Raw genomic sequence first — 16373 nt, forward strand, 5'->3', positions numbered from 1 at the left:
GGCTTATCCCTTCACGGCGCCGGCGGCGATACCGCGCACGAACCAGCGTCCCGATATGAAATAGACGACGAGCGGAACGAGGGCGGTCAGGATCGTCGCCGCCATGTTCACGTTGTAGAGCTTCTCGCCTTGGGTCGAATTGACGATGTTGTTGAGCTGCACCGTCATCGGCAGGTTCTCGCGGCCGGCAAAGATCACGCCGAACAGGAAATCGTTCCAGATGCCCGTGACCTGAAGGATGCAGGCGACGATGACGATCGGCGTCGACATCGGCAGCATCAGCCGAAAGAAGATCTGGAAGAAGCCGCCGCCATCGACGCGGGCCGCCTTGAACAGCTCGATCGGCAGGCTCGCATAGTAGTTGCGGAACAGCAGCGTCATCAGCGGCAGGCCGAAGATGATGTGGGTGACGACGATGCCCGTCATCGTGCCGTAGATGCCGATGGTCGAATAGATGCGCACCAGCGGATAGATGAACACCTGATAGGGCAGGAAGGCACCGAGCAGCAGCACGGCGAACAGCAGGTTCGCGCCCCGCACGCGCCAGAGCGACAGCGCATAGCCCGTCAGCGCGCCGATGAAGATCGAGAGGATGACGCTCGGGATCAGGATACGGACCGAGTTCCAGAAGCCGACCTTGATGCCGCCGCAGTTCAACCCGGTGCAGGCGGAATTCCAGGCCTGGATCCAGGGCTCGATCGTTGCCTCGGTGGGCAACGAGAAGATGTTGCCGATGCGGATCTCACCCATCGTCTTCAGCGAGGTGACGATCATCACATACATCGGCAGCAGGAAGAACAGAGCTGCGAAGGCAAGGAAGACATAGAGACCGACGCGACCGGCGGTGACCGATCTGGGGCGAGGGCCGGACGGCTCGACGGCGTTGGCCGCGGTAGCCCTGGACGTTGCCTGCAACATCACTTGCCTCCCTTGGCGCGTTCGGGCCGGAAATACTCGTAGTAGAGCCACGGCGTGATGATCACGAGGACGATGACCAGCAGCACCGACGAGGCGGCGGTGGCGAGACCGATGTTCGAGCGGCCGAACAGATAGTCGAGGATGAACTTGGCCGGCACTTCCGACGAGATGCCGGGGCCGCCGCCGGTCAGGGCGATGACGAGGTCGTAGACGCGCACCACGGCGAGCGAGAGCAGCACCACCGAGGTGATGATGGTCGGCCGCATCATCGGCACGACGATGTTGAGATAGACGCGCCAGGCCGGAATGCCGTCGATCTGCGCCGCCTTCCAGAGTTCCTGGTCGATGCCTCTGAGGCCCGACAGCATCAGCGCCATGACGAGACCGGAGGCCTGCCACACACCAGCAATGATGACGACATAGATGGCGCGGTCATTCTGGACGATCCAGTCGAACTGGAAGTTGGTCCAGCCCAGATTGCGCACATATTGCTGCACGCCGAGCGTCGGATTGAGGATCCACTGCCAGGCAAGGCCGGTGACAATGAACGACATGGCGTAGGGGTAGAGGAAGATCGTCCGGAACGTGTTCTCGAAGCGGATCTTCTGGTCGAGCGCTGCCGCCATCAGGAAGCCGAGCACCAGGCAAACGAGGATCAGCCCGATGCCGAAGATGACCATGTTCTCCAGCGAGATGATCCAGCGCGAGGTCGCGAACAGCCGCTCGTACTGGCGGATGCCGATGAAGTTCATCGACGGCAGCAGCTTGGAGTCGGTGAAGGAGATCTGCACGGTCCACAGCATCGTCCCCAGATAGGCGAAGACGACGATGATGAAGGCAGGTATCAGCGCCACATAGCTGGCGACATTCTTCCGGCGGCGAGGCTTCACGCTTCCCGACCTCTCTGGCTCAGACTGGAGTATGGATGGACATTTCCGGCGGCGCGGCAAGAGCGGCGCCGCCGGAATGTCGTTTCCGAGGCGTTACTTCGCCTGGTCGACGGCCGTGTTCCACTTCTCGATGAAGGCGTCGGCCGTCATCGACGGATTGGCCCAGTATTCGGCCACCACGTCGGTCAGGCTCTGCACGACGTCGGCCGAAGCCAGGATGTCGGCGGCCGGGATCTGCTTGTCCGGGTCCTGCAGGACTTCGACGCCGATCTTGGCGCAGGCGTCGAGCGCCGAGTTGTCGACGTCGAGACGGACCGGAACCGAGCCCTTCTTGGCGTTGAAGGCGACCTGGGCGTCCTTCGACATCATGACCGTGGCGAGGAGGTCCTGCGCCTTGGTGCCGGCTTCATCCTTCAGCTTCGGGAAGATGAAGACGTCGCCGCCCATGATGAAGTTCTTCTGGCCCGGCCCGAGGATACAGCCGAAGTCCTTGCCGGCGACCTGATTGGCCAGCACGAACTCGCCCTTGGCCCAGTCACCCATGAACTGGAAGCCGGCCTTGCCCGAGATGACCATGCCGGTCGCGACGTTCCAGTCGCGGTTCGGATTGCCCGGGTCGGAATAGTCGCGCAGCTTGCCGAAGATCTCGGCGACCTTCTTGAATTCCGGCGACTTCACCGCTTCCGGATCGAGGTCCTTGTAGACCTTGAGGTAGAGATCCTTGCCGCCTTCGCTGAGCAGGATGGCGTTCAGCATCAGGTTGAGCTGCCAGGGCTGGCCACCGACGGCGACCGGGATGATGCCGGCTGCCTTCAGCTTGTCGCCCGCGGCGAAGAACTCGTCCCAGGTCGTCGGCTCGGCGATGCCGGCCTTTTCGAGGACGGCCTTGTTGTACCAGACCCAGTTCTGGCCGTGATTGTTGACCGGCACGGCGATGACATGGCCATCGCGGGTCACGGCTTCATAGAATGCCGGCGGCAGGGCAGCCTTCCAGCCTTCCTTCTCGGCGATATCGTCGAGGTTGCGGATCAGACCCTGGGCGACCAGCTCGTCGATCTGCTTGCCGGTGTTGAACTGCATCGCGGCCGGTGGGTCGCCACCGATGATGCGGTTGATGCCGATCGGGCGCGCGGTGCTGCCCGAGCCGCCGATGGCGGTATCGACCCATTCGCCGCCGGCGGCGTTGAACGCCTTGGCGAATTCCTGCACGGCGGCGGCTTCACCGCCCGAGGTCCACCAGTGGAATACCTCGGCCTTCTGCGGATCGGCCTGGGCAACGCCCACGACCAAACCCACCATCGCAACGGCGCCCAAGAGCACTCGCGTTACGCGCTTCATGCTTATCCTCCCTGTATGAGACGCCCCATCGAGGCGTCTGCTCGAAGAACGTTTCGTCACCGATCCGTCGGACTTGCGATGTCCGTATTCTTGTAATCGATTACATCTACCGTATACTCCTTGCACCGGCTGTCAACGCAAACTTATTTTGCAGTGCGAAAGAAACAGAGTCGGCGTCGAAGGGGCTTATGTCGCAATCATCGGAACTACCGGAACTCGATAGCCCGCCGCGCGCGGTCACGATCCAGGACGTGGCGCGCAGGGCAGGGGTGTCGACGGCGACGGTGAGCCGGGCGCTGGCCTTGCCGGACCGTGTCGCCGTGGCTACCCGTGAAGCCGTGTTTTCCGCCATCCGGGAGACGGGCTACACGCCGAACGCGGCGGCCCGATCGTTGCGCGCCAAATCGACCAAGATGGTGCTGGTGCTTCTGCCGGGGATTGGCAATTCCTTCTTCACGCCCGTGCTCAACGCCCTCGAAGAGGTGTTCACAGAGGCGGGCTACGGCGTGCTGATCGGCTATACGCGCCAGAGCCGGCGACGCGAGACGCACTATGCGCGGGTCATTCGGGCCGGCCAGGTCGACGGCGTGCTGGTCGTCACCGGCAACGTGCCGCGCGACGAGGAATTCGCCTCCGTGCCGGACACGGTGCCTAAATCGCTGATGTTCTCGGAGGTTCCCGGCACGGAGCATATCTCCGTCTTCGACGTCGACAACCGCAACGCCTCGGCGGCGGCCGTGCGCTATCTGATCAGCCAGGGTCACCGGCGTATTGCGCATATTCCCGGCGCCGAGGGCGGACTGGAGGCGCAGGAGCGTCTCGGCGGCTATTGCGACGCGCTGCGCGATGCGGGCCTGCCGGTCGACGAGGCGCTGATCTGGCGCGGCGCCAGCAATTTCGACTTCGCCTCGGGCGACCGCGCGGCGGCGCGCTATTTCGATCTCGCCGACAAGCCGACGGCGGTGTTCGCGGCGGCCGACGAAATCGCGCTCGGTTTCATGCGCGCCCTGAAGAACAAGGGCGTTGGCATTCCTGCCGATGTGTCGGTGATCGGCTTCGACGACACCGAATACGCCATCCACTACGATCCCGCGCTGACGACGATGCGCCAGCCGCGTACCGAGATGGGCCGCCTCGCGGCGAGCGACCTGCTGCGCCGCATGGCGGCGCGCGATGGCGCGGTGCCGACCTCGAAGGTCCGGTTGCCTTGCGAGTTGGTGGTGCGCGAGAGCGTACGGCGGCTGGGGTGAGGGTCTTGCCTTAAGGCAAACCCTAGCCCGCCAGTTCCTCGCGCAGCATTTCCAGCGTCAGCCATTCCTCCTCGGCGACGTCGCGCTCGTTCTGCGCGGCGGCGAGGCGGGTGTTCGCGGTGTCGAACGCCTTGCGGTCGGTCGCGAACAGGTTCGGCTTGGCGAGCGTCGTTTCAAGCTTGGCGATCTCGGCGGTCAGCGCCTCGATCCTGGCCGGCAGGGTTTCGAGTGCATGCTTCTGCTTGAAGGAGAGCTTGCTCTTTGCCGGCGGCACGCGTTCGGCAGCCGGCTTCTTCTCGTCCTTGCGTTCCGTCTTGGCGACGGCGCGGGCGGGTGCTGCCGTGCCGCGCTGGATCAGCATGTCGGAATAGCCACCGGCATAGTCGGTCCAGCGTCCGTCGCCCTCGGCGACGATGACGGATGTCGCCACCCGGTCAAGGAAGTCGCGATCATGGCTGACGAGGAGGATCGTGCCCGGATAGTCGTCGAGCAGCTCTTCGAGCAGGTCGAGCGTCTCGAGGTCGAGATCGTTGGTAGGTTCGTCGAGCACCAGCAGGTTGGACGGGCGGGCAAGCGCCCGCGCCAGCATCAGCCGGCCGCGCTCGCCGCCGGAAAGCGCGGTGATCGGCGCGCGCGCCTGCTCGGGCGTGAACAGGAAGTCGCGCATATAGCCGATGACATGGCGCGACTCACCATTGACCATGACGCTGTCGCCGCGTCCCTCGGTCAGCGCATCGGCGAGACGCAGGCTCGGATCGAGGCTTTCGCGGCGCTGATCGAGCGTCACCATCTGCAGATTGGTGCCAAGCTTGATGATGCCGCTGTCGGGCGGCAGCACGCCGGTCAGGAGATTCAGGAGCGTCGTCTTGCCGGCGCCATTGGCGCCGACCAGGCCGATGCGGTCGCCACGCTGGATGCGGGTGGAGAAATCCTGGACGATCGGCCGCTCGCCGAACGACTTCGAGACATCGATCGCCTCGATCACGGCCTTTCCGGAGACGTCGCCCTCGCTCGCCTGTAGCTTGACGCTGCCGACGGCGCGGCGCTGGTCGCGGCGCTCCTGGCGCAGGCCTTCCAGCTTGCGCAGGCGTCCCATGTTGCGCTTGCGTCGCGCGGTGACGCCATAGCGGACCCAGTCGATTTCCTGGCTGATCTTGCGATCGAGCCGCTCGCGTTCCTTCTCTTCCTCATGCAGGACGTTGTCGCGCCATTCCTCGAAGGCGGCGAAGCCCTGTTCGAGCCGTCGCGTCGTGCCGCGATCGAGCCACAGCGTTGCCTTGGACAGGCGCTCCAGGAAGCGGCGGTCATGGCTGATCAGCACCAGCGCCGAACGCATCGATTTCAGCGTCTCTTCCAGCCATTCGATCGCCGGCAGGTCGAGATGGTTGGTCGGCTCGTCGAGCAGCAGCACGTCCGGCTCGGGCGCGATGGCGCGTGCCAGCGCGGCGCGGCGCGCCTCGCCGCCCGAAAGCGTGTTCGGCGCCTCGTCGCCGGTCAGGCCGAGCGCTTCCATCAGCATGGTGGCGCGATACGGGTCGTCGCCCGGTCCGAGGCCCGCCTCGACATAGGCGCGCACGGTCGGGAAGGCCGAGAGATCCGGCTCCTGCGGCAGGTAGCGCAGCGTCGCGCCCGGCTGCACGAATCGCGTTCCAGCATCCGCCTCGACGGTGCCGGCTGCGATCTTCAGGAGCGTCGACTTGCCGGAACCATTGCGGCCGACGAAGCACAGCCGCTCGCCGGCCGAGACCGATAGCGTCGCGTTTTCGATGAGCGGGCGTCCGCCGAAGGTGAGGCGGATATCCTGGAGGAGAAGAAGAGGAGGAGCCATGCGCGGGATGTAGCGGTCGGCGCTGCCGGGAGCAAGGCGGATCGCGCGGGCCATGGTGGCCGAACCGTGTTTCGCCTATGCTCGGGCTACCGGCATCAGGGCTCGGGGAGGACGAACTTGGTGGATCGGGTTTCCGGTACGTCGCCGCAGGCGGAGTTGGTCGACCTCATGCGCGCCGTCGCCTCGCGGGACGAGGCGGCGTTCAAAACGCTCTATGACCGCACCTCGGCGAAACTTTTCGCGATCGTCCGGCGTATTGCAATCAGTGAGGCAGCCGCCGAAGAAGCGCTGCAGGAGGCATGGGTCCGGATCTGGAACCATGCCGACAGGTTCGATCCGTCCCTGGCGTCCCCGATCACATGGATGACGACGATCGCCCGTCATACGGCGATCGATGCCGTGCGCAAGGGCTCGGAACGGGTTTCGGCGACGACGATCGTCATCGACGAGGAACTGGCGGAAAAGCTGCCGGCGCCGGGCACGACGACGGACGGGCTGACCGGGCCGCAATTGCGGCGCTGCCTCGAGGGGCTGGATGCCGATCGGCGCGGCATGGTGCTGCTGGCCTATAGCTACGGCTACAGCCGGGAGGAACTGTCGCGTCGTTTCGACAAGCCGGTCGCGACCGTGAAGACGATTCTGCGGCGCAGCCTGATCGCGTTGAAGGAGTGCCTCGGTGGCCGATAGGGACGACATGGACGGGCTGGCCGGCGAATATGTGCTGGGCACGCTCGACAAGACCGAACGGGAAAGCGTCGAGGCGCGGAGCGCCGGCGATCCGGCCCTTCGCGCGGCGATTGGCGGCTGGGCCGGGCGGCTGCAGCCGCTCGCCGATCTGGCCGGCGAGCAGACGCCGCCGCAGGGTGTCTGGGCCGGCATTCTGGCTCGCATCCGTTCGGGGGGCGGAAGTTCCGCGCGCGTGCTGCTACTGGAGCGAACCGTTCGTCGCCTGCGCATGGCGACGATCGGCTTTGGCGCGATGGCTGCGGCACTGGCGATCTTCATCGTGAGCGACCGCGAGGTGCCGCCGCCACCCATGGCGGGCATGAACTATGTCGCTGTGCTGAACGGGGAGGGCGGCAAGCCGGCCTTCGTCGCCTCGGTCGATACGAATTCCGGCATGATCCGCCTGCGCCGCGTCGGCGAGGCGCCGCCGCCGGACAAGAGCTTCGAGCTCTGGCAGGTGCCGGCCGAGGGCCCGACGGTGTCGATGGGCGTCGCCGACAATCTCAGCGACCTTATGGCGATGAACGTGTCGCTGAAGCCCGGCGAGAAGCTCGCCATTTCGCTGGAGCCGAAGGGCGGCTCGCCGACCGGGCAGGCCACCGGCCCGGTCGTCTATATCGGCGAATTGTTGCCGGCCGAGTGATCGGCCGCCAGCATTCGTTGGATCGCTCGAAAATGTCCTAGGCGACCGCCTTGACGCGCTGGTCTATCCAGGTACCCAGACGCTCCAGCGCGCCGTCGAGGGTCTCGTCGCGCTTCGAAAAGCAGAAGCGGACGAAACTTTCCGGGGCGTCGCCGTCATAGAAGGCGGAGACCGGAACGGCGGTGACGCCCGCTTCGACCGTCATGCGCTGGCAGAGCTCCGCGTCGCTGTCGGAAAGCCCGAGCGGGGAGAAGTCGGCGGTGACGAAATAGGTGCCGGCGCAGGGCGCGACGCCGAAGCCGAGTCGTTCGAGGCCCGAAGCGAGGCGATCCCGCTTGCTGGCCAGATCGCCGGCGAGGCCGGCGTAATAACCGTCATCCTTGCCGAGACCATAGGCCACCGCCGCCTGCAACGCCGCCGGCGTCGTGAAGGTGGTGAACTGGTGCGCCTTGGCGATCGGATCGAGCAGGCGCGGCGTCGCCGTGACGTAGCCGACCTTCCAGCCGGTCAGCGAAAAGGTCTTGCCGGCCGAGCCGATGCGGATGGCGCGCTCGCGCATGCCGGGCAGCGTCATCAGCGGGATGTGCTCGAGCCCGTCGAACACGATGTGCTCGTAGACCTCGTCGCAGATGGCATAGCTGTCGTGCCGCACGCAGAGTTCGGCGATGAAGGCGAGCTCGTCGCGGGTGAACACCTTGGCGGCCGGGTTCATCGGGTTGTTGATCAGGATCGCCTTCGTCTTGGCAGAGAAGGCGGCGCTCAGCGCGTCCCGATCGAGCTCCCAATGCGGCGGTGTCACGCGCACGAGCTTGGCAATGCCGCCGGCGCGGCGGATCAGCGGCAGATAGCAGTCATAGAGCGGCTCGATGACGACGATCTCGTCGCCGGGTTCTATCAGCGCCGTGAAGATGTCGGCGAGCGCCTCGGTCGCGCCGGAGGTGATCAGCACCTCGGTCTTCCAGTCGACATCGAGATCGTAGAAGCGCTTGTTGGCGCTCGCCACGGCCTGGCGCAACGCCGGCACGCCCATCATCGGCGGATACTGGTTCGGCCCGGCGATCAGCGCCTCGGCCGCCATCCGGCGGACGTCCTCCGGGCCGTCGACATCGGGAAAGCCCTGGCCGAGATTGATCGAGCCATGCTCGATGGCGAGCCGCGACATCACTTCGAAGATGGTGGTCGGAAGGCCGGTATAGACGGGATTGGTCGGTTTCATCAGGAACTCCACTCGGCGCGGAGATTATGGCGCGCTCCCAGCCGGTGCAAGCAATCCCGTGCCACCGCGTCCTGATCCGGCAGGGTGCATTTTCCTTCCCTCCGATCGCGGTTTCGCCTCAGTGGCAAGTTTTTTGATCCCGTCGTGAAACCGTTCTCGCCAAGGTTCGTATAAGCTAGTGGAAGTACGCTTCAGACGGCTTCAATAAAAATGTTCGGACCTTGTTGTCTATCAGTGTCGCCTGCGCCGCATGCGATTTCTGTGAAGGATATATCTGTGCTCGTCCGTAGCATTTGTTTGAGGAAATCTGAACGGGACTTCGAGTGTTGGATCTGGATCGACGCGGTCATGCTCGCCGTCGCAGGAGGAAGTCTAATGTCTCGTTTCACCAATATCGTTCGCGCCGCAGCCGTTGCAAGCATTGCCCTGGGCGGAGTCGCCACCCTGGCCACGCCCGGTTTCGCCAAGACCACGATGGTCGGCGGCGCGGCGATGTATCCCACCAAGAACATCGTCGAGAACGCCGTCAATTCGAAGGACCACACGACGCTTGTCGCGGCGGTGAAAGCTGCCGGCCTGGTCGACACCCTGTCGGGCAAGGGCCCGTTCACGGTGTTCGCCCCCACCAACGAGGCCTTCGCCGCGCTGCCCAAGGGTACGGTCGAGACGCTGCTCGAGCCCGCCAACAAGGACAAGTTGACCGCCGTGCTGACCTACCATGTCGTGCCCGGCAAGCTGTCCGCCGCCGATATCGTCGCCGCTGCCAAGAAGATGAACGGCATGGCCGAATACAAGACCGTCGAGGGCGAGAGCATCAAATTCAAGGTCGACGGCAACAAGGTCTGGCTGATGGGCGCGAAGGGCGGCAAGGGCGAAGTCACCATCGCCGACGTCAACCAGTCGAACGGTGTCATCCATGTGATCGACACGGTGCTCATCCCCTGATCTCCCGGGGGACGAGAACCTATGGACCCGGCCGTCAGGCCGGGTTCCTTTTGTCGGAAGCGCCCCCGTCGGCGCCCCCGGGCTGGCCCGAAAGAAAAGTTTGGCCGCCATGAAACCTTCTCGGTCGCCGCTTCGTAGCTTGGAGACAGGTGGGCGACCTCTCTGCCTCCCACAGGTCGCGAACCGCCCGTGCGCCGGAATACGCATTGCTGCCGGCGCAGGACGCCGTCCCGGCGGAAGCCCCGCCCGCCGGGGCGGCGTCCCCTTGTCGGAGGCTTAAGTCCAATGCCCCGGGCAGAAGCTCCGGCGCCCGGCGATTTCGTTGGCGGAAAGGGCAGGGTGCTGCCCAGCCAGCTCAGTAAGTCAGCATCGGCGGCAGGTTCTTCGCCTGCTCGATCCAGCTCTCGACCAGCTTTTCCGACGGCAGCTGGCGGACCAGCTTCTTCGCCGTGTTGATCTCGACCATCTTGGCGGTGAGGTTGTCGGCCCGGCGGGTCTTCAGTTCCTTGACGGTGTCGACCCCGGCCGCTTCCAGCAGCTCGGAATACTCTTCCGCCACGCCCTTGATGCGCATCAGATCGGCCATGTTGGCCCATTTCAGGATCTTCTGTTCGTCGAGACCGGAAGCTTCGGCCAGCGCCTTGCGCCCCTTCGGATCCTTCGCCTGCTCAAGAAGAGCGCCTGTCGTTCGGACGCCCGCGGCAACCAGCTTCTCTGCGAAGACAGCGCCGATGCCTTCGATATCCTTGATGGGGTAAGACATTCTCGAACTCTCCTGAGCGAATCCCAAGTGTTTGAAGTCTAGGCGGGGATGTTCGCTTGTGTGTCCCGCTAAGGCAAGTCATCTCGTCGGACGGGGTCGTTACCGGTAGATTGCGCTGCCGGATTTCGGTTCTATAAGGTCGCCAATGCCCTTCGATCTCAGGAGGGGCGATGCCAGAGGAATGTGTCGATGCCGATGCTGGAAGCGGACAAGATCTATCTCGGGACGAGCGACAAGCCGGAATACCTGCTACTCGGCCTCGCCAACCGGCATGGACTGGTCACCGGCGCCACCGGCACCGGCAAGACCGTGACGTTGCAGGTGATGGCTCAGGGCTTTTCCGACGCCGGCGTGCCGGTCTTCTGCGCCGACGTGAAGGGCGACCTCTCCGGCATCGCCGAGCGGGGCGAGCCGAAGGATTTCCTGATGAAGCGGGCGGAGGAGCTCGGCTTCCAGGACGAATACAAGTTCAGCGCCTGCCCGACGATCTTCTGGGACCTGTTCGGCCAGCAGGGCCATCCGATCCGCACGACGGTGAGCGAGATGGGGCCGCTGCTGCTGGCGCGGCTGATGAATTTGAACGACACGCAGGAAGGCGTGCTGACCATCGCCTTCCGCGTCGCCGACGAGCAGGGGCTGCTCCTGCTCGATCTCAAGGATCTGCGCGCCATGCTCGGCTTCATGGCCGAGAATGCCGATACCATCCAGGCCAAGTACGGCAACGTCACCAAGGCGTCGGTCGGCGCCATCCAGCGCCAGTTGCTGGTGCTGGAGAATCAGGGCGGCGACGCCTTCTTCGGCGAGCCGGCGCTCAACATCGCGGACCTGATGCGTACCACGTTCGACGGGCGCGGCATGGTCAATGTGCTCGCCGCCGACAAGCTGATGAGCTCGCCCCGGCTCTACGCCACCTTCCTGCTCTGGCTGCTGTCGGAACTTTTCGAGGTGCTGCCCGAGGTCGGCGACCCGGCCAAGCCGCGCCTGGTCTTCTTCTTCGACGAGGCGCATCTGCTGTTCGATGAGGCGCCCAAGGCGCTGCTGGAAAAGGTCGAGCAGGTGGTCAAGCTGATCCGCTCGAAGGGCGTCGGCGTCTATTTCGTCACCCAGAACCCTCTCGATGTGCCGGACAGCGTGCTGTCGCAGCTGGGCAACCGCGTCCAGCACGCATTGCGCGCCTATACCCCGCGCGACCAGAAGGCGGTCAAGGTCGCCGCCGATACGTTCCGGCCCAACCCGGCCTTCAAGACGATGGACGTCATCACCCAGCTCGCCGTCGGCGAGGCGCTGGTCTCGACGCTGGAGCCGAAGGGCGTGCCCAGCATCGTCGCCCGCACCTTCATCCGGCCGCCATCCTCGCGCATCGGGCCTGTCACCCCGGCCGAGCGGGCGCAGATCATCGCCACCAGCCCGGTCGGCATGACCTATGACAAGACGGTTGACCGCGAGTCGGCCTACGAGATCCTCGGCCAGCAGCAGGCGCAGGCCGCGGCGGCGGAAGGCGAGGCCGGCGCCGCGCGGGAGTCGGGTGGCTTCGACGTCGGCTCGATCCTCGGCTCGCTGCTCGGCACCAACAAGAAGCGCGGCGAACGGTTCACGGCGACCCAGCGTGTGGCGCGCGACGTGACCCGGACCGTCACCAACAAGGTGGCAGGCGACGTCGCCGCCAATATCGGCAAAAGCGTCGCCGGCTCGATCGGCGGCTCGGTTGGACGCTCCATCGTGCGCGGTGTGCTCGGCAGCATTCTCCGCGTCCGCTGAGCGCCCATTCGACGCCAGACACAAAAAATCCCCGGCGCCGAAACGCCGGGGATCTTCTTATTTGAGCGGATATTTCTCGGCCGATCAGGCGGCGGCGAGCAGGCCTTCGGCCTCCAGCGCGGCCTTGACCGCCGGGCGAGCGGCGACGCGGTCGAAATAGGCGTCGAGCTTCGGGCCGACGTCGAACTTGAAGCCCTTGGCCCAGCGCAGCACGGTGAACAGATAGCCGTCGGCGACGCTGAACTTGTCACCCATCAGGTAGGGCTTGTCGCCGAGCGCGTCCGTCAGATAGGCGAAGCGCAGCATCAGGCGCTCCTTGAAGCTCTTCTTGGCTTCATCGTTGACGGCCGGGTTGAAGAACGGGCTGAAGCCCTTGTGCAGCTCGGTCGAGATGAAGGCGAGCCAGTCCATCAACTGATAGCGCTCGACCGAACCGAAGGCGGCGCCGAGCTCCTTCTCCGGTGCGAGGTCGGCGATCATCTGCACGATCACCGGGCCCTCGGTGACGACGCGGCCGTCCTCGAGCTGCAGCGCCGGCACGTAGCCGCGCGGGTTGATCGCCTTATAGTCATCGCCGCTCTCGGTCGCCTTGGCGCGCAGGTCGACCTTTTCCATGGTGAAAGGCAGGCCTGCTTCGCGCAGCGCAATATGGGGCGACAGCGAGCAGGCGCCCGGAGCGTAGAACAGCTTCATGCATCACTTCCTAGGGGAGAGGCCGTCTCGGACGGCGGGGATCACTTCCTAAGGTGGGCTTTGTAGCGCTGCCGTTCAATGCGACGTCTTGTGACTGCAGCGTCAACCGGTCCTTGCCTTTTCTTTTCCAGAGGTCGGGCGTATCAGAGGCGTTTCCGCGCGTGCCTGCGCGCGCTCACTGCTGGAGCCCGCTCGTGTCCGATCGCCTCGCCGACGTTCTCGCCCATATCGACGCCGATATCGAAAACAGCCTCGACCGCCTGTTCAAGCTGATCCGCGTCGAGAGCATCTCGACCGATCCGGCCTATGCGGGAGCCTGTCGCGAGGCCGCCGACATGATCGCCGCCGATCTCGCCTCGATCGGCTTCGACGCCAGCGCCCGGCCGACCGCCGGCCACCCGATGGTCGTCGGCCACCAGGACGGCGGCAAGGGACCGCGCGCGCTGTTCTACGGCCACTACGACGTGCAGCCGGTCGACCCGCTCGATCTGTGGGAAAGCGCGCCGTTCGAGCCGAAGATCGTCACGGCGGCCGACGGCACCAAGCAGATCGTCGCCCGCGGCACCTCGGACGACAAGGGCCAGCTGATGACCTTCATCGAGGCGTTCCGCGCCTGGAAGGCCGTCACCGGCAAGCTGCCGATTCCCGTCTCGGTCATCCTGGAGGGCGAGGAGGAATCGGGCGGTACCAACCTCGTGCCGTTCATGCAGGCCAACAAGGACGAGCTGAAGGCCGATTTCGCCTTCGTCTGCGACACCAACATGTGGGACGCCGAGACCCCTGCGGTGACCACCATGCTGCGCGGCCTCGTCGGCGAGGAGATCACCATCACCGCCGCCTCGCGCGATTTGCATTCCGGCATGTATGGCGGCGCCGCGCGCAATCCGATCCACGTCCTGGTCTCGATCCTCGACGGCCTGCGCGACGAGAACGGCCGCGTCACGCTGCCGGGCTTCTATGACGGCGTCGGCGAGGTTCCCGACAGCACGCGCCAGCAGTGGCAGTCGCTCGGCTTCGATCCCGACAAGTTCCTCGGCGAGGTCGGCCTCAGCGTGCCGGCCGGCGAGGTCGACCGCAGCGTGCTGGAGAAGATCTGGGCGCGGCCGACCTGCGAGGTCAACGGCATCTCCGGCGGTTACACCGGCAAGGGCTTCAAGACGGTGATCGCCTCGCAGGCGTTCGCCAAGGTGTCGTTCCGCCTCGTCGACAAGCAGGATCCGGACAAGATCCGCGCCGCCTTCCGCGCCTATGTGCAGTCGAAGCTGCCGGCCGATTGCACGGTCGAGTTCACGCAGCATGGCGGCTCGCCGGGCATCCGCCTGCCGGCCGACAATCCGGCGCTGGTGAAGACCCGTGCGGCGCTGACCGACGAATGGGGCCATGAATGCGTCACCGTCGGCTCCGGCGGCTCGATCCCCGTCGCCGGCGACTTCAAGACCGTGCTCGGTCTCGACGCGCTGATGGTCGGCTTCGCGCAGGAAAACGATCGCATCCATTCGCCGAACGAGAAGTACAATCTCACCAGCTTCCATGGCGGCATCCGCTCCTGGGCGCGCATCCTCGCGGCACTGTCCGAGGAGAGCGCTTCGTGAAGATCTGCGTCTTCTGCGGTTCGAGCGCCGGATTCCGGCCGGACTATCGCGACGCGGCGGTCGCGCTCGGCCGCGCCATCGCGTTGCGCGGGGCGACGCTCGTCTATGGCGGCTCCAAGGTCGGCCTGATGGGCGCGGTCGCCGATGCGGCGCTCGCCGCCGGCGGCGAGGCGATTGGCGTCATCCCGGCGGCGCTGCGCGACAAGGAGATCGCCCATCCCCATCTGACGCAGTTGCACGTCGTCGGCTCGATGCATGAGCGCAAGCAGATGATGGCCGATCTCTCGACCGGCTTCGTCGCGCTGCCCGGTGGCCTCGGCACGCTGGAGGAACTGTTCGAGATCTGGACCTGGGCCCAGCTCGGCTATCACCGGAAGCCGGTCGGCCTGCTCGACGTCGCCGGCTTCTACGAGAAGCTCGATGCCTTCCTCGACGACACCGTCGAGGCCGGCTTCGTGCGCGCCGAGCATCGCGACATGCTGATCGTCGACGACAATCCGGTCACGCTGCTCGATCGCTATGAGAACTACCAGCCGGTCGCGCTGGCGAAATGGATCGGCCCGGCCGAGCGCTGACCGATCTAGGACAGGAGCCGGGCCCGTCTCTCCGCCAGGTGCCGGCGGACGGCTGGGTCTTCGGCGAGCGCGATGGCGCGGTCATAGGCGAGGATCGCGTCGCCCTGGCCATCGGCGACCTCGCTGCGGGCGAGAAGTTCGGCCCGCACAGCCCAGTAGGGTTGATAGTCGGCGACGCGTTCGGCGTCGATCGCGGCCAGCAGCCGGAGCCCGGCTTCGGCGCCATCGGCCTCCGCCTTCGCCGCCGCTCTGCCGACGGCGACGCCGAGCCCGGGCGCGTGGTGAAACAACCCGTCATAGAGCGCGGCGATGGTCGCGCGGTCGGGCTGGCCCGTCAGCCGGCGGCCGACATGGGCGGACTGGATCGCCGCCTCCAACTGATATCGCCCGGCCTTTCGAAAGGTGGCGGCGCGCCGGAGCGTCGCCTCCGCCTCGGCCAGCAGGGCGGGGGACCATAGGCCGGTGTCCTGTTCGGAGAGCGGCACATAGGCGCCATCGGGTGCGCGGCGCGCCGCCTTGCGGGCTTCCAGATGCAGCATCAGCGCGAGCAGGCCCAGCGCCTCCGGCTGCGCCGGCATCAGTTCGTTCAGCGTCCGCGCGAGCCAGATCGCCTCGGTGGTCAGATCGTGCCGCTGGCTGTCGTCGGCGAGCCCGTCCCAGCCGCTGCCATAGGCCGTGTAGATGGCGTCGAGCACCGGCCCGAGCCGGCCGGCGAGTTCTCGCGGGTCGGGTAGTTCGAAACCGATGCCGGCGTCGCGGATCTTCACCTTGGCGCGGGTCAGCCGCCGGCCCATGGCGTCCGGCGAGACGACGAAGGCGGCGGCGATGCGCGCCGCGCTGAGGCCGAGCACGCTCTGCAGCATCAGCGCCGCATGCACGGTCGGATCAATCGCCGGATGGGCGCAGACGAACAGCAGCTTCAGCCGTTCGTCCGGGAAGCGCGGCGCGGCGAGATCGACCTCGCCGACAAACTCGGTGAGGAGTGCGAGCGAGCGCGACAGCGCCGCATCGGTTGCCGCGCGCCGCGACCGGTCGACGAGGCGGCGGCGGGCGACAGCCAGCAACCATGCCTCCGGCCGTTCCGGAATGCCTTGTTCGGGCCATTGCTCGAGAGCCGCGACGATGGCGTCGGCCAGCGCGTCCTCGGCCGTGCCGATGTCGCGGTCGCGGGAAGAAAGAATGGCGACGAGGCGGCCGTAGCTCTCGCGAACCGCCTGCTCGACGCGTCCCGTCGCCAT

At 65.8% G+C, this 16373-nt stretch carries 15 protein-coding genes; 7 read left to right on the forward strand and 8 right to left on the reverse strand.

Going from position 1 to position 16373, the window contains the following annotated elements:
* Positions 1-3: 3 nt before the first annotated feature.
* From G342_RS0115400 to G342_RS0115410, 3 genes are all read right to left on the reverse strand, one after another.
* Positions 4-918 carry a carbohydrate ABC transporter permease gene (locus tag G342_RS0115400; protein WP_018184054.1) on the reverse strand — a complete coding sequence of 305 codons (915 nt, stop codon included), beginning with the start codon at positions 916-918 and terminating at the stop codon, positions 4-6.
* Positions 918-1808, reverse strand: coding sequence for a carbohydrate ABC transporter permease (locus tag G342_RS0115405; protein ID WP_018184055.1), 891 nt, complete (start codon positions 1806-1808; stop codon positions 918-920). The genes G342_RS0115400 and G342_RS0115405 overlap by 1 nt, the downstream gene beginning before the upstream one ends.
* Before the next feature lie 93 nt (positions 1809-1901).
* Entirely contained in the window at positions 1902-3146 is a 1245-nt protein-coding gene (locus G342_RS0115410) for an ABC transporter substrate-binding protein (protein WP_026304480.1), read from the reverse strand.
* 188 nt (positions 3147-3334) lie between these two features.
* Here G342_RS0115410 and G342_RS0115415 point away from each other — a divergent pair, with 188 nt between their 5' ends.
* Complete coding sequence (locus tag G342_RS0115415; protein WP_018184057.1) at positions 3335-4396, forward strand: LacI family DNA-binding transcriptional regulator; 1062 nt, start codon at positions 3335-3337, stop codon at positions 4394-4396.
* Positions 4397-4418: 22 nt separating this feature from the next.
* On the opposite strand, the gene G342_RS0115420 is transcribed toward G342_RS0115415, so the two are convergent.
* On the reverse strand, positions 4419-6224 hold the full coding sequence (locus G342_RS0115420; RefSeq protein WP_026304482.1) for an ATP-binding cassette domain-containing protein: 1806 nt from the start codon (positions 6222-6224) through the stop codon (positions 4419-4421).
* A 120-nt stretch (positions 6225-6344) separates the two neighbouring features.
* Here G342_RS0115420 and G342_RS0115425 point away from each other — a divergent pair, with 120 nt between their 5' ends.
* Together G342_RS0115425 and G342_RS0115430 are read left to right on the forward strand one after the other, a co-directional pair.
* Positions 6345-6911 (forward strand): sigma-70 family RNA polymerase sigma factor, encoded by a 567-nt coding sequence (locus G342_RS0115425; protein WP_245557294.1) that lies wholly within the window; start codon positions 6345-6347, stop codon positions 6909-6911.
* Entirely contained in the window at positions 6901-7593 is a 693-nt protein-coding gene (locus G342_RS0115430) for an anti-sigma factor (RefSeq protein WP_026304483.1), read from the forward strand. Before G342_RS0115425 ends, G342_RS0115430 begins: the two co-directional genes overlap by 11 nt.
* A gap of 37 nt (positions 7594-7630) precedes the next feature.
* On the opposite strand, the gene G342_RS0115435 is transcribed toward G342_RS0115430, so the two are convergent.
* The gene (locus tag G342_RS0115435) at positions 7631-8809 is read right to left on the reverse strand and encodes an aminotransferase (protein WP_018184061.1); all 1179 of its coding nucleotides are present in this window, start codon (positions 8807-8809) and stop codon (positions 7631-7633) included.
* Positions 8810-9184: 375 nt separating this feature from the next.
* Here G342_RS0115435 and G342_RS0115440 point away from each other — a divergent pair, with 375 nt between their 5' ends.
* The gene (locus G342_RS0115440; protein WP_018184062.1) at positions 9185-9754 is read left to right on the forward strand and encodes a fasciclin domain-containing protein; all 570 of its coding nucleotides are present in this window, start codon (positions 9185-9187) and stop codon (positions 9752-9754) included.
* 355 nt (positions 9755-10109) lie between these two features.
* Here the strand turns inward: G342_RS0115440 and G342_RS0115445 are convergent, their stop codons facing one another.
* A complete protein-coding gene (locus G342_RS0115445) occupies positions 10110-10517 on the reverse strand; it encodes a DUF4332 domain-containing protein (protein WP_018184063.1) in 408 nt (135 codons plus the stop codon).
* A 189-nt stretch (positions 10518-10706) separates the two neighbouring features.
* On the opposite strand from G342_RS0115445, the gene G342_RS0115450 reads away from it, so the two are divergent.
* Positions 10707-12275 carry a helicase HerA-like C-terminal domain-containing protein gene (locus G342_RS0115450; protein ID WP_018184064.1) on the forward strand — a complete coding sequence of 523 codons (1569 nt, stop codon included), beginning with the start codon at positions 10707-10709 and terminating at the stop codon, positions 12273-12275.
* Between the two features lie 84 nt (positions 12276-12359).
* Here G342_RS0115450 and gstA read toward each other — a convergent pair whose 3' ends face one another.
* On the reverse strand, positions 12360-12968 hold the full coding sequence (gene gstA / locus G342_RS0115455; protein WP_018184065.1) for a glutathione transferase GstA: 609 nt from the start codon (positions 12966-12968) through the stop codon (positions 12360-12362).
* Between the two features lie 194 nt (positions 12969-13162).
* Between gstA and G342_RS0115460 the strand changes: the two genes are divergently transcribed.
* Both G342_RS0115460 and G342_RS0115465 read left to right on the forward strand, forming a co-directional pair.
* Complete coding sequence (locus G342_RS0115460; protein ID WP_018184066.1) at positions 13163-14560, forward strand: M20/M25/M40 family metallo-hydrolase; 1398 nt, start codon at positions 13163-13165, stop codon at positions 14558-14560.
* The gene (locus tag G342_RS0115465; protein ID WP_018184067.1) at positions 14557-15135 is read left to right on the forward strand and encodes an LOG family protein; all 579 of its coding nucleotides are present in this window, start codon (positions 14557-14559) and stop codon (positions 15133-15135) included. The genes G342_RS0115460 and G342_RS0115465 overlap by 4 nt, the downstream gene beginning before the upstream one ends.
* Positions 15136-15140: 5 nt before the next feature.
* On the opposite strand, the gene G342_RS0115470 is transcribed toward G342_RS0115465, so the two are convergent.
* Positions 15141-16373, reverse strand: a complete 1233-nt coding sequence (locus G342_RS0115470) for an RNA polymerase sigma factor (RefSeq protein WP_018184068.1) — start codon at positions 16371-16373, stop codon at positions 15141-15143.

This window comes from Kaistia granuli DSM 23481 (assembly GCF_000380505.1).
Lineage (GTDB): Bacteria > Pseudomonadota > Alphaproteobacteria > Rhizobiales > Kaistiaceae > Kaistia > Kaistia granuli.

Bases quoted from the DNA above. Each gene is read 5' to 3' on its own strand.
- G342_RS0115400 (WP_018184054.1), bottom strand. From the start codon at position 918: ATGTTGCAGGCAACGTCCAGGGCTACCGCGGCCAACGCCGTCGAGCCG.
- G342_RS0115410 (WP_026304480.1), bottom strand. From the start codon at position 3,146: ATGAAGCGCGTAACGCGAGTGCTCTTGGGCGCCGTTGCGATGGTGGGT.
- G342_RS0115415 (WP_018184057.1), top strand. From the start codon at position 3,335: ATGTCGCAATCATCGGAACTACCGGAACTCGATAGCCCGCCGCGCGCG.
- G342_RS0115420 (WP_026304482.1), bottom strand. From the start codon at position 6,224: ATGGCTCCTCCTCTTCTTCTCCTCCAGGATATCCGCCTCACCTTCGGC.
- G342_RS0115435 (WP_018184061.1), bottom strand. From the start codon at position 8,809: ATGAAACCGACCAATCCCGTCTATACCGGCCTTCCGACCACCATCTTC.
- G342_RS0115440 (WP_018184062.1), top strand. From the start codon at position 9,185: ATGTCTCGTTTCACCAATATCGTTCGCGCCGCAGCCGTTGCAAGCATT.
- G342_RS0115445 (WP_018184063.1), bottom strand. From the start codon at position 10,517: ATGTCTTACCCCATCAAGGATATCGAAGGCATCGGCGCTGTCTTCGCA.
- G342_RS0115450 (WP_018184064.1), top strand. From the start codon at position 10,707: ATGCCGATGCTGGAAGCGGACAAGATCTATCTCGGGACGAGCGACAAG.
- gstA (WP_018184065.1), bottom strand. From the start codon at position 12,968: ATGAAGCTGTTCTACGCTCCGGGCGCCTGCTCGCTGTCGCCCCATATT.
- G342_RS0115470 (WP_018184068.1), bottom strand. From the start codon at position 16,373: ATGGCGACGGGACGCGTCGAGCAGGCGGTTCGCGAGAGCTACGGCCGC.